Source organism: Geodermatophilus saharensis (assembly GCF_900188205.1).
GTDB classification, from domain to species: Bacteria; Actinomycetota; Actinomycetes; order Mycobacteriales; family Geodermatophilaceae; genus Geodermatophilus; species Geodermatophilus saharensis.
This window is the reverse complement of sequence record NZ_FZOH01000008.1, coordinates 1-20,403: the sequence shown is the minus strand read 5'-3', so window position 1 is coordinate 20,403 and position 20,403 is coordinate 1. Positions and strand designations below refer to the sequence as shown.

Annotated in this window: 18 protein-coding genes and 1 rRNA gene; 8 read left to right on the top strand and 11 right to left on the bottom strand. The window is 74.8% G+C overall.

Translation table 11 applies throughout. From position 1 onward, the window contains the following. Positions 1–59 precede the first annotated feature (59 nt). The 5 genes from CHC04_RS17905 to CHC04_RS17885 are packed head-to-tail and all read right to left on the bottom strand — an operon-like array spanning position 60 to position 6,111. Positions 60–743, bottom strand: coding sequence for an SRPBCC family protein (locus tag CHC04_RS17905; protein WP_089405321.1), 684 nt, complete (start codon positions 741–743; stop codon positions 60–62). Next, complete coding sequence (gene cutA / locus CHC04_RS17900) at positions 740–3,163, bottom strand: aerobic carbon-monoxide dehydrogenase large subunit (protein WP_089405320.1); 2,424 nt, start codon at positions 3,161–3,163, stop codon at positions 740–742. Before cutA ends, CHC04_RS17905 begins: the two co-directional genes overlap by 4 nt. Before the next feature lie 40 nt (positions 3,164–3,203). Then, on the bottom strand, positions 3,204–3,725 hold the full coding sequence (locus CHC04_RS17895) for a (2Fe-2S)-binding protein (protein ID WP_089405319.1): 522 nt from the start codon (positions 3,723–3,725) through the stop codon (positions 3,204–3,206). Next, positions 3,722–4,609, bottom strand: a complete 888-nt coding sequence (locus CHC04_RS17890; protein WP_089405318.1) for an FAD binding domain-containing protein — start codon at positions 4,607–4,609, stop codon at positions 3,722–3,724. The genes CHC04_RS17895 and CHC04_RS17890 overlap by 4 nt, the downstream gene beginning before the upstream one ends. Then, positions 4,606–6,111: a uracil-xanthine permease family protein gene (locus CHC04_RS17885; RefSeq protein ID WP_089405317.1), complete on the bottom strand. Its 1,506-nt coding sequence runs from the start codon at positions 6,109–6,111 to the stop codon at positions 4,606–4,608. The genes CHC04_RS17890 and CHC04_RS17885 overlap by 4 nt, the downstream gene beginning before the upstream one ends. Positions 6,112–6,292: 181 nt before the next feature. On the opposite strand from CHC04_RS17885, the gene CHC04_RS17880 reads away from it, so the two are divergent. The 3 genes from CHC04_RS17880 (at position 6,293) to CHC04_RS24305 (ending at position 9,923) form a co-directional block, all read left to right on the top strand. Beyond that, the gene (locus tag CHC04_RS17880; protein WP_217897436.1) at positions 6,293–7,792 is read left to right on the top strand and encodes an AllF/FdrA family protein; all 1,500 of its coding nucleotides are present in this window, start codon (positions 6,293–6,295) and stop codon (positions 7,790–7,792) included. Then, a complete protein-coding gene (locus CHC04_RS17875) occupies positions 7,789–9,204 on the top strand; it encodes a YlbE family protein (protein WP_089405316.1) in 1,416 nt (471 codons plus the stop codon). Before CHC04_RS17880 ends, CHC04_RS17875 begins: the two co-directional genes overlap by 4 nt. A gap of 560 nt (positions 9,205–9,764) precedes the next feature. Beyond that, a complete protein-coding gene (locus CHC04_RS24305; RefSeq protein ID WP_176450080.1) occupies positions 9,765–9,923 on the top strand; it encodes a hypothetical protein in 159 nt (52 codons plus the stop codon). Between the two features lie 74 nt (positions 9,924–9,997). On the opposite strand, the gene CHC04_RS17865 is transcribed toward CHC04_RS24305, so the two are convergent. After that, on the bottom strand, positions 9,998–10,681 hold the full coding sequence (locus tag CHC04_RS17865) for a 3-oxoacid CoA-transferase subunit B (protein WP_089405314.1): 684 nt from the start codon (positions 10,679–10,681) through the stop codon (positions 9,998–10,000). Beyond that, complete coding sequence (locus CHC04_RS17860; RefSeq protein ID WP_089405313.1) at positions 10,678–11,346, bottom strand: 3-oxoacid CoA-transferase subunit A; 669 nt, start codon at positions 11,344–11,346, stop codon at positions 10,678–10,680. Before CHC04_RS17860 ends, CHC04_RS17865 begins: the two co-directional genes overlap by 4 nt. Before the next feature lie 74 nt (positions 11,347–11,420). Between CHC04_RS17860 and CHC04_RS17855 the strand changes: the two genes are divergently transcribed. Continuing rightward, positions 11,421–11,981 carry an RNA 2'-phosphotransferase gene (locus CHC04_RS17855; protein WP_089405506.1) on the top strand — a complete coding sequence of 187 codons (561 nt, stop codon included), beginning with the start codon at positions 11,421–11,423 and terminating at the stop codon, positions 11,979–11,981. Here the strand turns inward: CHC04_RS17855 and CHC04_RS17850 are convergent. From CHC04_RS17850 to CHC04_RS17840, 3 genes are all read right to left on the bottom strand, one after another. Further along, on the bottom strand, positions 11,978–13,051 hold the full coding sequence (locus tag CHC04_RS17850) for a PP2C family protein-serine/threonine phosphatase (RefSeq protein ID WP_245817411.1): 1,074 nt from the start codon (positions 13,049–13,051) through the stop codon (positions 11,978–11,980). The two genes, CHC04_RS17855 and CHC04_RS17850, sit on opposite strands and share 4 nt — an antisense overlap. A gap of 143 nt (positions 13,052–13,194) precedes the next feature. Beyond that, on the bottom strand, positions 13,195–14,298 hold the full coding sequence (gene bar, locus CHC04_RS17845) for a barbiturase (protein WP_089405312.1): 1,104 nt from the start codon (positions 14,296–14,298) through the stop codon (positions 13,195–13,197). A 78-nt stretch (positions 14,299–14,376) separates the two neighbouring features. Beyond that, the gene (locus CHC04_RS17840) at positions 14,377–15,330 is read right to left on the bottom strand and encodes a carbamate kinase (protein WP_217897435.1); all 954 of its coding nucleotides are present in this window, start codon (positions 15,328–15,330) and stop codon (positions 14,377–14,379) included. Between the two features lie 121 nt (positions 15,331–15,451). Here CHC04_RS17840 and CHC04_RS17835 point away from each other — a divergent pair, with 121 nt between their 5' ends. After that, the gene (locus CHC04_RS17835; protein WP_141233848.1) at positions 15,452–15,892 is read left to right on the top strand and encodes an SRPBCC family protein; all 441 of its coding nucleotides are present in this window, start codon (positions 15,452–15,454) and stop codon (positions 15,890–15,892) included. Between the two features lie 38 nt (positions 15,893–15,930). Here CHC04_RS17835 and CHC04_RS17830 read toward each other — a convergent pair whose 3' ends face one another. Next, positions 15,931–16,749, bottom strand: coding sequence for a PHP domain-containing protein (locus tag CHC04_RS17830; protein ID WP_089405504.1), 819 nt, complete (start codon positions 16,747–16,749; stop codon positions 15,931–15,933). A gap of 78 nt (positions 16,750–16,827) precedes the next feature. On the opposite strand from CHC04_RS17830, the gene CHC04_RS17825 reads away from it, so the two are divergent. The 3 genes from CHC04_RS17825 to CHC04_RS17815 all read left to right on the top strand — a co-directional run. Continuing rightward, positions 16,828–19,053, top strand: a complete 2,226-nt coding sequence (locus tag CHC04_RS17825) for a RecQ family ATP-dependent DNA helicase (protein ID WP_089405310.1) — start codon at positions 16,828–16,830, stop codon at positions 19,051–19,053. A gap of 40 nt (positions 19,054–19,093) precedes the next feature. Next, entirely contained in the window at positions 19,094–19,723 is a 630-nt protein-coding gene (locus CHC04_RS17820) for an alpha-ketoglutarate-dependent dioxygenase AlkB (RefSeq protein ID WP_089405309.1), read from the top strand. Positions 19,724–20,147: 424 nt separating this feature from the next. After that, positions 20,148–20,403, top strand: a 16S ribosomal RNA gene (locus CHC04_RS17815); the annotation flags it as partial.

Sequence of the window (20,403 nt, the reverse complement as noted above, 5' to 3'; positions counted from 1 at the left end):
TGCCCACCCGGACGCACCGAGGGCCCCCGACCGTGGTCGGGGGCCCTCGGTGCCGGTCGTCAGCGGCGGCGGCCGAGCAGCCAGCCGACGAGGACGCCGAGCAGCGTGAGCCCGGCGCCACCGAGCGCGCCGGCCGCGAGGGTCCGCACGTCCGACGACGGCGCGGCGGCCGGCGCCTTGGCGCCGCGGAACACCTGCGGCTCGGGCGCGGCCGGCGTCCCCGACGGGACGGCGGCGACGGCGTCGGTCGCGCTCACCGCCGTCGAGGTGGCGCGGGCCGCCGCCGGCGCGGTCTCCACCGGCGCCCCGGAGGTCAGCTCCCGGTCGATGGCGGCGAAGAACTGGCCGGCCATCCGCTTCGCGACGCCGGTCATCATCCGCTGCCCGACCCCGGCCACCGGCCCGCCCACGACGGCGTCGGCGGAGTAGGTGAGCGTCGTCCCCTCGTCGGTGGGCTCGAGGTCGATCCGCACCGTCGCACGCACGTTGCCCGGCGCACCGGCGCCGGACGCGTGCATCACGTAGGACGACGGCCGCTGCTGGTCGCTCAGCCGCACCTCCCCGGCGTAGGTCCCGCGGATCGCGCCGACCCCCACCGAGACGTCCATCCGGTACTCGTCCTCGCCGGTCCGCTCCAGCGACTCGCAGCCGGGGATGGTCCGCGCCAGGACGGCGGGGTCGGTGATGACCGTCCAGACCTCCTCGGGCGAGCCGTGCAGCACCGCCGAGCCGTCGAGGTTCACGCAGGCACTCCCGTCTGGAGCGGCACCTGCTGGGACCCAGCCGTGCGCTCCGCCGTCTCGTCTCTCATCAGGTCGTACAGCTCGGTGGGGGAGATCGGCATCGAGGTGATCCGCCGGCCCACCGCGTCCTCGATCGCCGAGGCGATCGCCGCCGTCCCGGGGATGACACCGGCCTCGCCGGCACCCTTGATCCCCAGCGGGTTGAGCGGCGAGGGCGTCTCCTGGTGGTCGATCGCGATGTCGGGCACCTCGGAGGCGTAGGGCATGAGGAAGTCCATGAACGACGCGTTCTGCAGCTGCCCGTCGCCGTCGTAGGCCATCCGCTCGTACAGCGCCCCGCCCACCCCCTGCGCGACGCCGCCCTGCACCTGCCCCTCGACGATCATCGGGTTGACCACGTTGCCGCAGTCGTGCACGACGGCGTACCGGACGACGTCGATCTCCCACGTCCGCGGGTCGATCTCCACCACGGCCGCGTGCGCGCCCGAGGCGAACGTCGAGCGGATGGGGGAGTAGTAGTCGCGGTGCTCGAGGCCCGGGGCGTCCCCGGGGGCGACCGGGGGCTTGCTGTCGTCGTGGGTGACGAACTGCGTCGCCTGCTGGGCGGCCTGGTCGAAGGCGTAGCGCAGCGGGTTGGACAGCACCGCCACCGTGCGCAGCGGGATCGACGCCCCCGGCGTCCCCTTGACCTGCACCTGCCCCTCGTCGATCTCGAGGTCGGCGGGGTCGGCCTCCAGGACGTCGGCGGCGATCCGCAGGGCCTTCTCGCGGACCCCGCGGGCGGCCAGCGCGACGGCGTTGCCGCTCATCACCGCGGCGCGGGAGGCGAAGGTGCCGACGGCGTAGCCGAAGCGGCGGGTGTCGCCGGTGTGCACCTCGACGTCGTCGATGGGCACGCCCAGCTCGGAGGCGACGATCTGGGCGAAGACCGTCTCGTGCCCCTGGCCCTGCGAGGTCAGGCCGGTGGAGACCAGCACCTTGCCGCTGCCGAGCACCTGCACGTGCCCGCCCTCGTAGGGGCCGGGACCGGTGCCCTCGACGTAGAGCGCCATGCCGATCCCGAGCAGCTTCCCGCGGGCCTGCGCGTCGGCGCGCAGCGCCCCGGCCTCGTCCCAGCCGACCAGCGCGACGAGCTTGTCGAGCAGGCCGGGGTAGTCGCCGGAGTCGTAGATGACCGGCCGGCCGTCCTGGAACGTCAGGCGGTGGTCGTAGGGGAACTGGTCGGGCGTGATGAGGTTGCGGCGGCGCACCTCGGCGCGGTCGAGGCCGAGCGCGTCGGCGATGCGGTCCATCGTGCGCTCCATCGCGTAGCAGCCCTGCGGCCGCCCGGCCCCGCGGTAGGGCGTGACGATGACGGTGTTGGTGTAGACGCTCTCGACGACGACCCGGTACACCGGGATCGCGTACGGCCCGACCAGCTGGGTGGCCGTGATGATCGGCACGATGATCCCGTAGGGCGTGTAGGCGCCGTTGTCGTGCCAGACGTGCACGTCGAGGGCGGTGATCCGGCCGTCGTCGTCGAAGCCGACGGTGATCTCCTGCCGCTGCTGGCGCTCGTGCGCGCTGGAGATGAAGTGCTCGCGCCGGTCCTCGGCCCACTTCACCTCGCGGCCGAGCCGGATGGCCGCCATCGGCACCAGCAGCTCCTCCGGCCACGGGTGCACGATCTTGACGCCGAAGCCGCCGCCGACGTCGGGCGCGATCACCTCGACGCGGTCCAGCGACAGCTCGAGCTTGGCCGCGATCGCGGCGCGCACCGACGTCGAGGCCTGGGTGCTGGAGTGCACCCGCAGGCTGCCGTCGTCGGCGTCCCAGCGGGCGTGCACGCCCTTGCCCTCCAGCGGCATGCAGGCGCTGCGCTCGATGTACTGGGTGAACGACAGCGTGTGCGGTGCGGCGGCCAGCGCCGGCTCGACGTCGCCGGTCTCCTGGTGGTGCCGGGCGGCGACGTTGTCCGGGACGTCGTCGTGGACGGTCGCGCGGGCCTCCCGGGCGGCGTCGACCCCGACGACGACCGGCAGCTCCTCGTAGCTCACCGCGATCCGGTCGGCGGCGTCCTCGGCGACGTAGCGGTCGGTGGCCACCACCATGACGACGGGCTCGCCGACGTGGTGCACGACGCCGTTGGCCAGCGCGTACCCGGTCCGCGGTGCGTGCAGCTGCGGGTGCGGGATGAGCACCGGCATCGGCTCGGCCATCGGGCCGGTGAGGTCCTCGTAGGTGTAGATGGCGACCAGGCCCTCGACGTCGAGGGCGGCCTCGACGTCGACGTCGGTGACGCGGGCGTGCGCGTGCGGGCTGCGCACGAAGGCTGCGGCCAGCGCGCCGGCGCCGAGGTCGTCGAGGTAGCGGCCCTTCCCGGTGATCAGGCGGGCGTCCTCGCGCCGCCGCACCGGCTCGCCGAACAGCTTCGTCGTCACGCGGCAGCCCCCCGAGGTGCCAATAGCGCTACAAAGGCACTCACCGGGCGTCGTCCCGCATGGTCGCGGCGGCGTGCCGGACGGCCTTCTTGATGTTGGCGTAGCCGGTGCACCGGCAGAGGTTGCCGCCGACGAGCTCGTCGACCTCCTCCTCGGTGATCTCCGCCGTGGCGTCGCGGGCCTCGAGCCCGGCGGCGATGGTGACCAGGAACCCCGGGGTGCAGAACCCGCACTGCAGGGCGTGGCACTCGCGGAAGGCCTCCTGCACCGGGTGCAGCACCTGCCCGCCCCGGTCGTCCTCGCGGGCCAGCCCCTCGACGGTGGTCACCTCCGCGCCGTCGACCTGGACGGCGAGCACCAGGCAGGACCGCACCGGCACGCCGTCGACGAGCACCGTGCACGACCCGCACACGCCGTGGGCGCAGCCGACGTGCGTGCCGGTCAGCCGCAGGTCCTCCCGCAGCAGGTCCGACAGCACCCGGCGCACGGGCACGGTGGCCTCGCGCAGGACGCCGTTGACGGTGACGGTGACGGTCCGCTCGCTGTCGACGGACGTGGTCATGCGGCGGTCCTCTCAAGTGCCTCGGCTGCTGCCTCCGCCAGTGTCCGCTCGGTCAGCACACCCACGAGCAGCCGCCGGTAGTCGGCGCTGGCGTGGATGTCGCCGTCGGGGTCGACCAGCGTGCGGGCCAGCGCCCCGGCGGCGGCCCAGTCGGCGCCGTCGACCGGCTTGCCGGCCACGGCCTCGGTGAGGTCGTGCACCTCGGGCACCAGCCCCACCGAGAGGTAGGACGCCCGGACGGCGGCGACCCGGCGGTCCTCGTCGAGGGTGACGACGACGCCGGCGCCGCAGACGGCGTAGTCGCCCTTGCGCCGGGAGATCTCGGCGAAGGCGGTCCCGGAGCGGGCCGGGAGCGCCGGGAAGAACGCGTCGACGACGACCGCGGGACCGGCGAGCGAGGTCTCCAGCGGGCCGACGAAGAGGTCCTGCCAGCCCACCGTCGAGCGGCCCTCCGGGGTGGCCACGGTGACCGAGCCGCCGGTGAGCGCGAGCACGGCGGTCATCTCGCCGGAGGGGTCGGCGTGCGCGATCGAGCCGACCGTCGTCCCGCGGTTGCGGATGGCGGGGTGGGCGACGTTCGCCGTCGCCCGGGCCAGCAGCGGCTGGACCCGGGCGGCGGCGGTGGCGTCGGGGCTGTCGCGGAGCAGCCCGTCGTGCCGGACCAGCGCTCCCACCCGCACGCCGTCCCCGGTGGTCTCGACGGTGTCGAGACCGGGCACCCGGTTGATGTCCACCAGCGTGGCCGGGGCCGCGAGCCGCATCGCCAGCAGCGGGATCAGGGACTGCCCGCCGGCGAGGACCTTGGCGCCGTGCTCGGCGGTGAGGACGTCGAGTGCTTCCTCGAGGGACCGGGGGTCGGCGTAGCGGAAGGGAGCGGGTTTCACCTGTCGAGCGTCCCCTTACGGGTGTCGATGCCGGGCCGGCCGACCTCGTCGACCGAGGACGGGTCGGGGCTGTACTCGGGGTCGTAGCCGTGCCGCCCGGTGTGGGACCGGTCGTGCGCGCCGGTGTGGCCCAGTGCGGGGCCGGTGCCGCCGAGGTACTCGCGCTCGGCGACGAGTGCGGCGCGCATCTCCGCCGGCGCCAGCACGCGGGCGACGTGCCAGCCGAGGACCGCCACGATCGTGCCCAGCGCGATGCCGCCGAGGGAGAAGTTGTCGGTGATCTGCATGGTCACGTTGCCGATGGCGATGATGATGCCCGCGGCCAGCGGCACCAGGTTGATCGGGTTGGCGAAGTCGACGCGGTTCTCCTTCCAGATCTTCGCGCCGAGCAGGCCGATCATCCCGTACAGGACCACGGTGATCCCGCCGAGCACACCGCCCGGGATGATGTTGATGAGCGCGCCGAACTTCGGGCACAGGCCCAGCAGGATCGCCACGATCGCGGCCACGTAGTAGGCCGCCGTCGAGTAGACCCGGGTGGCGGCCATGACGCCGATGTTCTCGGCGTAGGTGGTGGTGGGGGAGCCGCCGACCGAGGTGGCCACGACGGTGGCGACGCCGTCGGCGATGATCGCCCGGCCCATGTAGGGGTCGAGGTCGCGCTTGGTCATCTCCGCGACCGCCTTGACGTGACCGGCGTTCTCCGCGACCAGCGCGATGACGGCGGGCAGCACCAGCAGGCTGAAGTTCAGCGAGAAGCTGGGCGCGGTGAAGTCCGGCAGGCCGATCCAGTCGGCCTGGCCGACGGTGGCGAAGTCGATCCGGTCGTGGGTGGTGGCCTCCGTGGCGCCGCCCAGGACCGAGGTGATGGGCCCGGCGGTGGCGTCGAGCAGGACCGACAGCAGGTAGCCGAAGACCAGGCCCAGCAGGATGGAGATGCGGGCCCAGAAGCCGCGCAGCAGCAGCGAGGCGACGATGACGAAGGTCATCGTGGCCAGGGCCACCCACTGGTCCTGGGGCCAGTAGATGCCGGCCACCACCGGGGCCAGGTTGAAGCCGATGAGGAGCACCACCGCGCCGGTCACCGCCGGCGGCAGGATCGCGTGCAGGAACCGGACGCCGGCGAAGTGGATGAGCACGCCGATGAGCGCCAGCACGACGCCGGAGACCAGGATCGCGCCGACGACGTCGCCGGAGTCACCGCCCTGGGCCCGGACGGCGACGACGCCGCCGACGAAGGAGGCGCTGGTGCCCAGGTAGCTGGGCACCCGGTTGTTGACGATGAGCAGGAAGACGATCGTCGCGATCCCGCTCATCATGATCGCGAGGTTGGGGTCGAGCCCCATGACGATCGGGAAGACGAACGTCGCCCCGAACATCGCGACGACGTGCTGCGCACCGATGCCGACGGTGCGCGGCCACGACAGCCGCTCGTCGGGGGCGACCGCCTCGCCCAGCGGTGGCGTCTTCCCGTCGCCGTACAGCTTCCACCCGAACGCCATGGGGACCTCCTCGACGTGCCCAACCGACGCAGCCGGGAGGTGCACCACCCCCGGGAGGCCGTCACAGTGTCACGCGTCTCACAGGCGCGGAAGTACCTCAGCGCTAAAACTCCGGTGTGCAACAAGATCGTTGCACTGCGGGTGTCTCACCGGTGAGGGACCGGCCGGTACGGTCGGCGAGGTGAGCGCACCAGGCCCCGGAGAGGGCGTCTCGCACGTCTCCCTGCGCAGCGGCGTCTACGCCGACTCCGTCCGGTTGATGCAGGTCAGCCGTGACGTCGGCGCGCGCGACGGCGTCACCGCCGTCCTGGTGGCCATGGCCACGCCGCTCAACGTCGAGCTCGCCGAGGGGATGGGGCTGGCACCCGAGGGCGCGGCCTCGCCCGACCAGCTGCTCATCGCCGTCCGCGCGGTCGACGACGACGCCCTGGCCGCCGCGGTGACCGCCGTCGACGCCGCCCTGTCCGAGCGCGAGCGCTCCCGGGCGACGGCCGACGCGCAGCCGGCCCGCACGATCGGCGCCGGCCTCGACGGCCTCGCCCCCGACGGCGCCGCCCTCGCGATCGTCAGCGTCCCCGGGCAGTACGCGGCGCTCGAGGCCGCCGACGCGATCGCGGCGGGACGCAGCGTGCTGGTCTTCTCCGACGGCGTCCCGGTGGAGCAGGAGGTCGCGCTCAAGCGCGCCGCGCACGAGGCCGGCGTCCTGGTCATGGGCCCCGACTGCGGCACCGCGATCGTCTCCGGCGTCGCCCTCGGCTTCGCCAACGTCGTCCGCCCCGGCCCGGTCGGCGTGGTCGCGGCCTCGGGCACCGGCGCGCAGCAGGTGTCCTGCCTGCTCGACGCGGCCGGCGTCGGCGTCTCCCACGTCATCGGCGTCGGCGGGCGCGACCTGTCCGAGGCCGTCGGCGGGCTGGCCACCCTCGACGCCCTCGCCGCGCTCGACGCCGACCCCGGCACCGAGCGGGTGCTCGTCGTCTCCAAGCCGCCGGCGCCGTCGGTGGCCGAGGCCGTCGCGCGGGCCGCCGGCGGGCTGGCCACGCCGGTGCGGTCGGCGGCGCTGAGCCCGGAGACGCCCGACCTCACCGCCGCCGTCGAGGCGCTGCTGGCCGACCTGGGCCGCGAGGTGCCGCGGTGGCCGTCCCGGCCCGGGCCGGACGGCGCCGCGCCGCCCGGCGCGGTCCTCAAGGGCTTCTACTCTGGCGGCACGCTCGCCGACGAGGCGATGCTGCTGGCCGCGCCGGTGCTCGGCGACGTCCGCTCCAACACCCCGCTGCGTCCCGAGCTCGACCTGGGCACGGACCTGTCCGCACCCGGGCACGTGGTCGTCGACTTCGGCGACGACGCGCTCACCGTCGGCCGGGCGCACCCGATGATCGACCCCACGCTGCGGCTGGAGGCGATCGCGCGGCTGGCCGCCTCGGGTGAGCCCGCGGTGCTGCTGCTCGACGTCGTCCTCGGGTACGGCGCCGACGCCGACCCGGCGGCGAGCCTCGCCCCGGCCCTGGCCGCCGCCCGGGAGAAGGCGCAGCTGCCGGTGGTCGTCGCGCTGGTCGGCACCGAGGCCGACCCGCAGGGCTGGAGCCGGCAGGCCGACGCCCTCGCCGCGGCCGGTGCCGCCGTCTTCGCCTCCAACGCCGCGGCCACGCGGCACGCCCTCGACCTGCTGGGAGACGCGCGATGAGCCTGGGTGGCCTGCTCGACGGCCCGCCGGCGGTGGTGGCCGCCGGTGTGGACGTCTTCTCCGGCGCGCTGCGTGCGCAGGGGACGGAGGTGACCGACGTCGACTGGCGGCCGCCGGGGATCGGCGACCCCGCCGACCTCGCCGCCCTGGCCCTGGACCCGCGCCGCGCGGCGGCCAACCGGACGGCGGTCGAGCGGGTGCTCGCGGCCGGGGCGGTGCTGACCGACGTGCGGCCCGCGGGCGAGGTGCTCGGCCTCGAGGGCCGCCTGCTGCTGCACTCCGGTCCCCCGCTGACCTGGGAGGCGGCGTCGGGCCCGATGCGCGGGGCGCTCCTCGGCGCCTGCCTGTTCGAGGGGTGGGCGGCCACGGTCGAGGAGGCCGAGGCGCTGCTCGCCTCCGGCGGGGTGACCCTCGACCCCTGCCACCACCACTCCGCCGTGGGCCCGATGGCCGGCGTGACGTCGCCGTCGATGTGGGCCTGGTGCCTGGAGGACCCGGTCAACGGCGGCCGCGCCTACTGCAACCTCAACGAGGGCCTGGGCAAGGTGCTGCGGATGGGCGCCTTCGGCGAGGAGGTCCTCACCCGGCTGGCCTGGATGCGCGACGTCCTCGGCCCGCTGCTGGCGCGGGCGGTGCGGTCGATGGCCGAGCCGCTCGACGTCAAGGCCGTGCTCGCGCAGATGCTGCAGATGGGCGACGAGGGGCACAACCGCAACCGCGCCGGCTCCCTGATGACCCTGCGCGAGCTGTCCCCGGCCCTGGTGGCGCTCGACGCGCCGTCCGACGACGTCGCCGCCGCGCTGCGCTTCATCGGCGGCAACGAGCACTTCTTCCTCAACCTCGGCATGCCGGCGGCGAAGCTGGCCATGGACGCCGCCCGCGACGTCCCCGGCTCGACGATGGTCACGGTGATGGCCCGCAACGGCACGGAGTTCGGCGTGCAGACGGCGGGCACCGGCGACCGCTGGTTCACCGGCCCGGCGCAGACGCCGGTGGGCCTGTTCCTCGGCGACTACGGCCCCGAGGACGCCAACCCCGACATCGGCGACTCCGCGATCATGGAGACCTACGGCGTCGGCGGGTTCTCGATGGCCGCGGCGCCGGCGATCGTGCGGTTCGTCGGCGGCACCGTCCCCGACGCGCTGGCCACCACCGAGCGGATGTACCAGCTCACCCTCGCCGAGAACCCGGCCATGGCGATCCCGATCCTCGGCTTCCGCGGCGCCCCGACCGGCATCGACGTCCTCGCCGTGGCCCGCACCGGCTGGCTGCCGCAGATCAACACCGGCATGGCCGGGCGGGTGGCCGGCACCGGTCAGGTCGGCGCGGGGCTGGTGCAGCCGCCGCGGGAGTGCTTCGAGCAGGCGCTGGCCGCCCTCGCCCAGGAGGCCCGCCCCGCGACCGCGGCCTGACTCCCCCGTCGAGATCGCGTGATCTCGACGGGGGAGGCGCCGCTGGGCGCCGAGATCGCGTGATCTCGGCGCCGCTTGCCGGGCCGCAGGGAATCGGCCAGGCTGCGGCGCGTGGGGAGCCGCTGGCCGGACGGCGAGCCGGACGGCGACGCCCTGCGACGCATGGGGGCACCGGACAACGAGCTGCCGGTGGCCCTGCCGCAGGGCGTGCTGCTCGCGCGCACCGACGACGCCGTGATCGCGCTGCTGGGGATGCGGTCCACTCGACGGGCCTGGCGTTCGACCTGGCCGTCCGCGTCCGGCCGGGGAGCCTGTCCGGGACCGAGCTGCACGAGGTCCTCTGGCAGCCCGGCCCCGGCGCTCCGCCGCTGCTCCTCGGGCTCGAGCTGGCCGACGGCACCCGGGTCGACAACGTCGGCGAGACCGAGTGGGGTGGCGAGGTCGTCTTCACCCAGGGGAGTGGCTCGGGCAGCGAGTACTCCGTCGACCACTCCTGGTGGCTGTCCCCGTTCCCACCGGCCGGGCCGCTGACGGTCGTCGTGCGGTGCCCGGAGCTCGGTGTGCCGGAGACCAGCGTGGTGCTCGACGGGACGGCGATCCGCGCGGCCGCCGAGGGCGTGGTGGAGCTCTGGCCCTGGGAGCCGCCCCGACGGCGCGGCCCGGGCCGGCCGCGTCCCGCGCCGGAGATCCCCGAGGACAGCTGGTTCGCCCGGCGCTGACCGCTGCGCCGGCCCACCCTCGAGATCCGGCCGGCCGACCGGGCCTGCCGGGAGGAGCGGCTGGTCGGGGAGTGCTACTCGCGCTCGCCGGGGACGAGCTCGGTGACGTCGTCGGCGAAGGACAGCCGGGCCGCGGTGGCGCCCTGCAGGTCGTCGCGGGTGAGCCCGGCGACCATCTCGCGCACGAGGAAGCCCTCGCCGGTGACGTCGAGGACGGCGAGGTCGGTGTAGACGCGGTCGACCACGCCGGCGGCGGTCAGCGGGTAGGTGCAGCGGGGCAGGAGCTTGGGCTCGCCGCCCCGGGTGGTGTGCGTCGTCATGACCAGCACGCGCCGGGCGCCGACGGCGAGGTCCATCGCGCCGCCCACCGCGGGCGGGTGCGAGGCGTCGCCGGTGGCCCAGTTGGCCAGGTCCCCGGTCTCCGACACCTGGAAGGCGCCGAGGACGGTGAGGTCGAGGTGGCCGCCGCGCATCATGAGGAAGGCGTCGGTGTGGTGGAAGAACGCCCCGCCCGGCAGCAGGGTCACCGGCTGCTTGCCGGCGTTGACCAGTTCCGGGTCCTCCTCGCCGGGCGCCGGGGCCGGGCCCATGCCGAGGATGCCGTTCTCCGAGTGGAAGACGACCTCCCGGTCGTCGCCCAGGCAGTCGGCGACCAGCGTGGGCAGGCCGATGCCGAGGTTGACGTAGGCGCCGTCGGGGACCTCGCGGGCGACCCGGCGGGCGACGTCGCGCACGCTCAGTCGCAGGTCGGGCCTCATGCCGCGCCCACCCGGACGACGCGGTCGACGAAGATCCCCGGCGTCACGATCGTCTCCGGGTCGAGCTCGCCGAGCTCGACGAACTCGTCGACCTCGACGACGGACAGCGCGGCGGCCGCGACCATGGTCGGGCCGAAGTTGCGCGCCGCGGTGCGGTAGACCAGGTTGCCCCAGCGGTCGGCCCGCGCCGCCTTCACCAGCGCGACGTCGCCGCGCAGCGGTTCCTCGAACACGTGCCGGCGGCCGTCGATCACCCGCACCTCCTTGCCCTCGGCGAGCCGGGTGTCGGCGCCGGTGGGGGTGAAGAAGCCCCCGAGCCCGGCGGCCGCGGCGCGCATCCGCTCGCTGAGCGTCCCCTGCGGCACCAGCTCGAGCTCCACCTCGCCGGCCCGCCAGCGCTCCTCGAACCAGACCGACCCGGCCGACCGCGGGTAGGAGCAGACGATCTTCCGCACCCGGCGCTCGCGGAGCAGGGCGGCGACGTCGGTCTCGCCGGAGCCGGCGTTGTTCGTGACCACGGTCAGGTCGGTGCTGCCCCGGTCGAGGAGCGCGTGCACCAGCTGCACCGGGACCCCCGACGCGCCGAAGCCGCCGACGAGCACGGTGGCGCCGTCCTCGATGCCCTCGACGGCGTCGGCCACCGTCGCGACCCGCTTGTCGATCACCCGTGCCTCCGCTCCGGTCGGGTGCCGACGCTAACCCGGTGGCGGTCCGCGGGTCCGACCCGCAGGCTGCCCGCGTGGGCAGGAGCGCCGGGCGCGACGACGTCGTCCGGGTCAGCAAGCGGCTGTCCTACGTGCTGCGGCACCGGCCCGACAGCGTCGGACTGACCCTCGACGACGCCGGCTGGGTCGACGTCGACGCGCTCCTCGCCGCCCTGGCCGCGCACGGGCTGCCGCTGACCCGCGAGGAGCTCGACCGCGTCGTCGCGGGCAACGACAAGCAGCGCTTCGCCGTCGACGGCACCGGCACGCGGATCCGGGCCAGCCAGGGACACAGCCTGCCGGTCGCGCTGGGCTACACCCCCGAGCCGCCGCCGGCCGTGCTCTTCCACGGCACGCCGGTGCGCACCCTGCCCGCGATCCTCGCCGAGGGGCTGCGCCCGGGCGGGCGGCACGCGGTGCACCTGAGCCCCGACGAGCCGACCGCCCGTGCGGTGGGGGAGCGCCGCGGCCGGGCCGCCGTCCTGCGGGTCGACGCCGCGGGGCTGGCCGCGGCCGGCGCCGAGTTCACCCGCTCCGCCAACGGTGTCTGGCTCGTCGACGCCGTCCCGCCGGCGTACCTGACCGTCGTCGGCTAGGCGGGCACGCGCACGGCGAGCAGGGCGACGTCGTCGTGGCGGGCGACGCGGGCCACGGCGGCCAGCAGCCGGTCGCAGAGCTCTCCGAGGGGGTCGTGCGCGCGCGAGGCGAGCTCCCCGACCAGCCAGGCGGTGCCCTCGTCCAGCGTGCCGTCCCGCCGTTCGACGAGTCCGTCGGTGTAGAGCAGCAGCGTGTCGCCCGGCCGCAGGACCAGCTCGGCGTCGGTCCGGGCGGTGTCCGGCGCCACGCCGAGCAGCGGCTCGGGGGCGCGGGCGAGCAGCCGCACCGCCCCGTCCGCGCCGACGAGCACCGGCGGCGGGTGTCCGGCGTTCGACCACCGCAGCCCGACGCCCTCGCCGGTGGGGGTGACCACGGCGACGACGACGGTGGCCAGTGCGGGCACCGCCGGGTGCGCCATCACGCGGTCCAGCGCCTCGAGGACCCCGGCCGGGGACGAGGCGTCCACGGCCACCGCCCGCAGCATCCCGCGGACCTCGGCCATGGCGGCCGCCGCCTGGGGGTCGTGGCCGGCGACGTCCCCGATGACCAGCACCGTGCCGCCGTCGGCCGCGGGGAAGGCGTCGTACCAGTCCCCGCCGACCCGGGTCTCGCGCACGGCCGGCAGGTAGCGCACCGCGGACTCCAGGAACGGGACCACCGGCGGGGGCCCGAGCAGGTGACGCTGCAGGTTCTCCGCGAGCTCCAGCGACGCCCGTGCCGACGCCGCCTCGGCGCTGACCCGGGCCAGCTCCGCCTCGCGCCGCAGCCGCACCTGGCAGATCCCGAGGGCCACGACGGCCACGACGGCGATCGCCACCAGCCGGATGACCTGCACCGGGAGGGCCGGCCCCGTGTACTGCTCGTCGTAGAACCCCAGCAGGGCCGCGGTGAGCAGGGTCAGGACGCCGTAGACGACGGTGGCTCGACGCCCGGTGAGGGCGGCGGCCACGAGCGGTGCCACCGCGACGAGGCCGATGAGCACCTCCCCGCGCCCGGCGACCAGGTCGAGGACGGCCAGCGAGGCCAGCACCCCCGCGGGCGGCAGGTGCGACCGGACGCGTCTGCCCACACCCGCCCCCTCGTCCCGCGGGCCCCCCGACCGCCGCGCCCGGCCGTCCAACGTAGAGGAGCCCCGGTGCACCGCGGACCGGTGCGCGTCACGGGACGGCTGCGGGCGCCGCGCCGACCGCGAGGCCGGCGCGGCGCCCGGGGTCAGGCCCGGACGATCGCCGCGACCGGGCCGCCTCCGGAGGGGCCCTGGTGCACCGCGGCCACCGACACGAACACCGCCGGGTCGCCGGTCACCGCCGCGGTGACGCCGCCGACGGTGGCCTTGATCTGCCGGTGCCAGTGCACGTCGGAGTCGTCGAGCATCGCGTTGCGGCGGTCGCGGACCATGCCGCTCGGGTCGGCCTCGCACTTGAGGAAGACGTTGACCAGCCGGTCGCCGAGGTCGGTGTGGTGCGGCCGCTCCGGCAGCTCCAGGCCGGCCGAGCGGATGGCCGCCCAGATGCCGTCCTGGTCGAGCGCGTCCTGCATGACCGAGTGGCCGATCCGGTAGGCCCCGCCGTGGCCACGGGCGTTGCCGACGACGACGATCTGCGCGCGGTCGAGCTCGACGCCCGACGAGCACGAGGCCACCGAGGAGAACAGCGACAGGTCGTGCATGACGTCCTCGTCGCCCGGCATCTCGATCTCACCGAGGGCGACGGCGATGCCCAGCGCCGTCGTGGCGTTGGACAGGTCCATCGACTCGTGGGTGTGCTCGGTCCACACGGTCTTCCCGCGGCTCTTGGCGTCGCGGATGGTGTCGATGGTCAGCAGCGGCGTCTTCGTCTGGACGTAGTGGACGTCGGCGGCGTCGTCGATGCCGGCCGCCGCCATGGCCTTGCGCACGCCCTCGGCGACCTTCTCGATCATGGCGACCCGGCCGATGTCCTCGGGCAGGATCCGGTCGCTCATGGCGTAGCCCACGGTCAGCCGCGGCTCGTCGGTCTTCTCGACGGCGTCCTCGGGCAGGGTGGCGAAGACGGTCGCGTGCGGGCTGATGACGCCGTCGGTGCCGCCGGACCACACGATCGGGATCTGGGCGACCTCCTCCTTGCTGCGAGTGCCCTTCTCCAGCAGCACCTCGCGGAAGGCGCGGTCGGCGATGATCCGCGTGTAGTCGTTGACGCCGCCGTTGCCCTCGGTCTTGCCGATGACGGCGACGACCCGGTCGGCCTCCATGACGCCGTCGTCGATGAGCTTCGCCAGCTCGCTGGCGTCGCTGACGCTGTGCAGGGGGACCTTGCGGACCTCGATCGGTGCGGGCACGGCAGCTTCCTCTCTCTGTGGCCCCCTCCCGGGTCCCGCCCCGGGCTCGCGAGGGGCGGGGAGGAGGAGGTCCTGTCGCTATGCGGTGGTGAGCACGGTGCCGACGGCGTCCCCGGTGACGGCGCCGGCGATGTTCTCGAGCGAGGTGACGACGGCGCGCTCGCCGCCGGCCTCGACGAAGCGGAGGACGGCCTCGACCTTGGGGCCCATGGAGCCCCGGGCGAACTGGCCGTCCGCGGCGTGCGCGCGGAGCTCGGCCACCGTGACCCGGCCGAGTGGCCGCTGGGACGGCTTGCCGAAGTCCACCATCACGTTCGCGACGTCGGTGGCGATCACCAGGGTGTCGGCCCCCAGGTCGCGCGCCAGGACGGCGGCGGTGAGGTCCTTGTCGATGACGGCCTCGACGCCGCGCAGCGGGGCGCCGTCCCCGCCGTCGTCGGTCACCGGGATGCCCCCGCCACCGGCGCAGACGACGACGAAGCCGGCCGCCGCGAGGGCGTGGACGGCGGGGGAGTCGACGACCGACCTCGGCTCGGGCGAGGCGACCACCCGCCGCCAGCCGCGCGGGCCCCGGTCCTCCCAGACCTGACCGAGAGCGACGAACCGTTCGGCCTCCTCGCGGGACACGAAGCGGCCCACCGGCTTCGACGGCTCGCGGAAGTGCGGGTCGTCGGTGTCGACCAGGGTGCGCGTGACCAGCCCGGCGGTGCGCTGGGGGAGCCCCCGGGTGGTCAGGGCCGCGTCCAGCTCGTCGGCGATGGTGAAGGCGATGGTGGCCTGCGTCTGCGCGACGTTCCAGTCCAGCGGCACCGGGGGCACGACCTTCGCGGCGAGCTCGTTCTTGACCAGCAGGTTGCCCACCTGGGGGCCGTTGCCGTGGGTGAGCACCACCTCGACCCCGGCGGCGACCACCTCGGCGACGTGGCCGGCCGCCTCGCGGATCGCGTCCCGCTGGGCCTGCGGGGTGGCCGAGCCGTCGGCTCCGGTCATGGCGTTGCCACCCAGGGCGATCACCACGCGGCGGGACGTCACCCCGGCGACCCTAGCGGCGTTTCTCTTAGCGGTGAAGTACCCGACGGGGACGTCCTGCGCACCGTGGGGTGGTCGACCGCGGGACGATCCGGGGAGCGGGGGTGACCGGGAGGAGACGGCCGTGCGCATCCACTTCGGGTTGGACACCCGCGCCACCCCGCAGCAGGTCCTCGAGGCGTTCACCGACGTCAGCGACCGGCGGCTGGAGGTGTGGTCGCAGACCCTGGACCCGGCGAAGTACGAGGTCCGGGAGCAGGGCGAGGGCTGGGCCGTGATCCGCGAGGGCAGCGCGGGCGTGCCCTTCTGGGTGCTGCTGCGCTACGAGTGGCCGACCCCGGACCGGGTCACCTGGACGTTGCTCGACAGCGACCACTGCGACCGCGGCACCGGGGACGTCCGGATCACGCCGCGCGCCGACGGCGGCAGCCACCTCGACGTGACGGTGCACCACTCCGGCGGCCGCGGTCTGCGCGGTCGGGTGGTGCTCCTGCTCCAGCGCCTGCTCGGGCCGGTCGCCTTCCCCCGGACGTGGCGCGCCGCACTCGACCGGGTGGCCGGCTGAGCTCAGCGGCGCCAGGAGTCTCAGCGGCGCCAGGAGTCTCAGCGGCGCCAGAAGTCGAACCGGTCGCGCCCGGGGCGGAAGCCGGCCGCCTCCACGACGTCGACCGCGAGGTCGAAGCGCTGACCGACCGCGTACGGCTGGTGCGCGTCGCTGCCGAAGCTGACCGCCTCGCCGCCCTCCTCGCGGAACCAGCGCACCTGGTCGGCCGAGGCCAGCGGGCTGCTGGTGTTGACCTCCAGCGCGCGGCCGGTGCCGGCCAGGGCGCGGAACACCGCCCGGTACTCCTCCTCGTAGTCCTTCTCCACGTACCGGTGGGAGCCGCCGGGCCAGTAGCGCCGGGGGAAGTCGACGTGGGCGAGCACCTGGAAGACGTCGCTGCTCTCGACCATGTCGACGACCTCGGCGAGGTAGCGGCGCATCGTGCCGTCGGCGTCGGAGTAGAGCAGCTGCCCGACGCCGTAGAGCCGGTCGCCGTCGTGCAGGGAGTGCAGCGAGCCGAGGACCCGGTCGACCGGCGCGTCGGCGAGGTGCGCGGCGACGCTCGACGCGAACAGGTGCGGCTCGCCGGCCTCGACGCCGGACCAGACGCGCAGCTCGGGGAACCGCTCGCGGACCTCGGCCAGCTCGGCCCAGTAGCCCTCGGTGTCGATCGGCTCGTGCCGGGAGGCGTGCCGGTCGACCAGGCCCAGCGTGGTGGCCCGGTCGTCGGGGCCCCACACGGTGAAGTCGAGGTGCTCGGTGAAGGCGATCGCCGGCAGCCCCTGCGCGACGGCCCGCTCGCAGGCGCGGGCCATGGTCACCGAGCTCGGGGTGTCCCACGACCACCCGGTGTGCACGTGGTTGTCCGGTGGTCGCATCGTCACCATCCTGCCCGCCGTCCCCAGGTCCCGCACGGACGGTCCTGCTGTCGGGGGACGCACCTACTGTCGGGAGCCATGACCACCGCCGCGCCGTCCGCCGACCTCGCCACCGAGGCCCTGGGGGTCCTCCGGGAGCTCACCGGCCGGCCGGACGCGGTCTTCCGCGAGGGGCAGGACGCCGCCGTCGCCGCGCTGGTCGAGCGCTCCGAGCGGGCGCTGGTCGTGCAGCGCACCGGCTGGGGCAAGTCGGCGGTGTACTTCGTCTCCACCGCGCTGCTGCGCCGCCGCGGCGCCGGTCCCACCCTGCTGGTCAGCCCGCTGCTGGCCCTGATGCGCGACCAGGTCGCCGCCGCCGCCCGCGCCGGCATCCGCGCCGTCGAGATCTCCAGCGCCAACGCCACCGAGTGGGACGACGTCGCCGCCGCGCTGGCCGCCGACGACGTCGACGTCCTGCTCGTCTCCCCGGAGCGGCTGACCAACCCGCGCTTCCGCGAGGAGCAGCTGCCCGGCCTGGTCGCCCGCTGCGGCCTGCTCGTCGTCGACGAGGCGCACTGCGTCTCCGACTGGGGACACGACTTCCGCCCCGACTACCGCCGCATCCGCGACCTGCTCGGCACGCTGCCGGCCGGCACGCCGGTCCTGGCCACCACGGCCACGGCCAACGAGCGCGTGGTGGCCGACGTCGCCGAGCAGCTCGGCGCCGGCGGCGTGGGGGTGACCACGGTGCGCGGCCCGCTGGCGCGCGACTCGCTGCGCCTGGGCGTGCTCCGGCTGCCCACCGACCGCGCCCGGCTGGCCTGGCTCGCTGCCCACCTGGGGGACCTGCCGGGCAGCGGCATCGTCTACACCCTCACCGTCGCCGCCGCGGAGGAGACCGCGACGCTGCTGCGCGACGCCGGGCACCACGTGCGCGCCTACACCGGCCGCCTCGACGACGCCGACCGCAAGGAGGCCGAGGAGGCGCTGCGGGAGAACCGGGTCAAGGCGCTGATCGCCACCTCGGCCCTGGGCATGGGCTTCGACAAGCCCGACCTCGGGTTCGTCGTCCACCTCGGGGCGCCGTCCTCGCCGGTCAGCTACTACCAGCAGGTGGGCCGCGCCGGCCGCGCCGTCGACCACGCCGACGTGCTGCTCCTGCCCGGCCCGGAGGACCTCGCCATCTGGCAGTGGTTCGCCACATCGTCGATGCCGAGGGAGGACCACGCCACCGCCGTCCTGTCCGCGATGGCCGACGGGAAGCCGTGGTCGGTGGCGCGGCTGGAGACCGTGGCCGACGTCCGCCGCTCCCGCCTGGAGCTGCTGCTCAAGGTGCTCGCCGTCGACGGCGCGGTCGAGCGGGTGCAGGGCGGCTGGCGGTCCACCGGCCGGCCGTGGGTCTACGACGCCGACCGCTACGCCCGCGTCGCCCGCACCCGGGAGGCCGAGCAGCGCGCGATGATCGCCTACGCGAGGCCGGTCGACGAGGCACGGTGCCGGATGGCCTTCCTCCAGGAGGCGCTCGACGACCCGACCGCCGCCCCGTGCGGCCGCTGCGACGTCTGCGCCGGCCCCTGGTACCCCACCGACGTCCCCGAGGGTGCGGCGCAGGCCGCCTCGGCGGCACTCGACCGTCCCGGCGTCGAGCTCGCCCCGAGGGCCCAGTGGCCCACCGGTGCCGACCGGCTCGGCGTGACGGTCAAGGGGAAGATCGCGCCGGCCGAGCAGGTGGACCCGGGCCGGGCCGTCGCCCGGCTCACCGACCTCGGCTGGGGCCAGCGGCTGCGCACCCTGCTCGGTGACGACGGCGTGGGCGGCACCGTGACCCTCGACGTCGAGGCGCCCGGCATCGAGGAGGACCCCGACGCCGCCTTCGACGTCCCCGTGCAGCGGTCGGTGTCCGACGTCCCCCCGGACGACGACCTGCTGCGTGCCTGCGCCCGCGTGCTCGGCGCCTGGGACTGGGCAGAGCGGCCGGCCGCGGTGGTGGCCGTCCCCTCACGGCGGCGTCCGCAGCTGGTCACCGGGGTGGCGCAGGGCCTGGCGCGGCTCGGGCGGCTGCCCTACCTGGGTGAGCTGTCGCTCGCGAGCGGTGGGCCCACCGGCGGTCCCGGGGGCAACAGCGCCTTCCGGCTGGCCGGGGTGTGGCAGCGGATCGTCGTCGGCCCGGAGCTGCGGTCGCGGCTCGCGGAGCTCGGGCCCGTTCCCGTGCTCCTCGTCGACGACCTCGCCGACTCCCGCTGGACGATGACCGTGGCGGGCCGGGAGCTGCGGCTGGCCGGGGCGTCGCGGGTGCTGCCGTTCGCCCTGGCCCTCACCGCCTGACGACTCGTACACGCGTTCGATCGGCGCTAGCCTGCCGGGCATGGAGCTCGCGCACCAGCCGTCGATGTTCGACGTCGCCGAGGAGGCCGCGCTCACGCCTCTGCGGGGCCGGGTCCGCCGGCACGTGCTCGACGGCGGGGCGTGGGTCGACCACCTGCCGGGCTGGGTGAGGGGGTCGGACGCCGTCCTGGAGGTCCTGCTCGGCGACATCGGCTGGCGCGCCGACCGGCGGCAGATGTACGACCGCGAGGTCGCCGTCCCGCGGTTGCTGCGCTGGTACGGGCGCGGCGAGGCGCTGCCGCACCCGCTGCTCACCGAGGCCCACGCCGCGCTCGACGCGCACTACGGGCCCGAGCTCGGTGAGCCCTTCGTCACCGCCGGCATGTGCCTGTACCGCGACGGGCGGGACAGCGTCGCCTGGCACGGGGACCGGCTGGGCCGCAGCCGCACGCAGGACACGATGGTGGCGATCGTCTCCTTCGGGTCCCCGAGGCCGCTGCTCCTGCGCCCCGTCGGCGGTGGCGAGTCCCTCCGCTTCTCCCTCGGGCACGGCGACCTCGTGGTGATGGGTGGTTCGTGCCAGCGCACGTGGGAGCACTGCATCCCGAAGACGACGCGGCCCGTCGGCCCCCGGGTGAGCGTGCAGTTCCGCCCCGCCGGCGTCGCCTGAGCTCAGGCGACGCCGGCGCCCGGGCGGGTGGGGAATGGACCGGCCGTGGTGGCCGTTGCACCCCGTGTCCGGCGCCGATCCCCGGGCTCGACACGGACCCGCGGACCCCCGTGCACGACCCCTCCGAGGGTGTGTATGGTTGTCCCTGCACCGAGCGAGAACAGACCGGGCCGAGCGCCTGGGAAACCGCCGGGAGAACCCCTGAGGTTCGACTGCTGCGGAGCACGGTGTACAGTGGGGACACCGCCTCGAACGAAGGCCCGAAAGGCCGGAGTACGAGCGCGTCCGCTCCTTGAGAACTCAACAGCGTGCCGAAAGTCAGTGCCAAGTAATACCCCGTCCGCGCCTGTGGCGCGGTGGGATTCCTTTGGTTGATTGATTCCGCGAGTGTCAGCTCGCGGTTCTCGGCCTGGTATCAAGTTCATCTACGGAGAGTTTGATCCTGGCTCAGGACGAACGCTGGCGGCGTGCTTAACACATGCAAGTCGAACGAGGGCGCCTCTTCGGGGGTGTTCCTAGTGGCGAACGGGTGAGTAACACGTGGGCAACCTGCCCCCGGCTCTGGGATAACTCCAAGAAATTGGGGCTAATACCGGATGTTCACTGCTGTCCGCATGGATGGTGGTGGAAAGGGTTTCCGGCTGGGGATGGGCCCGCGGCCTATCAGCTTGTTGGTGGGG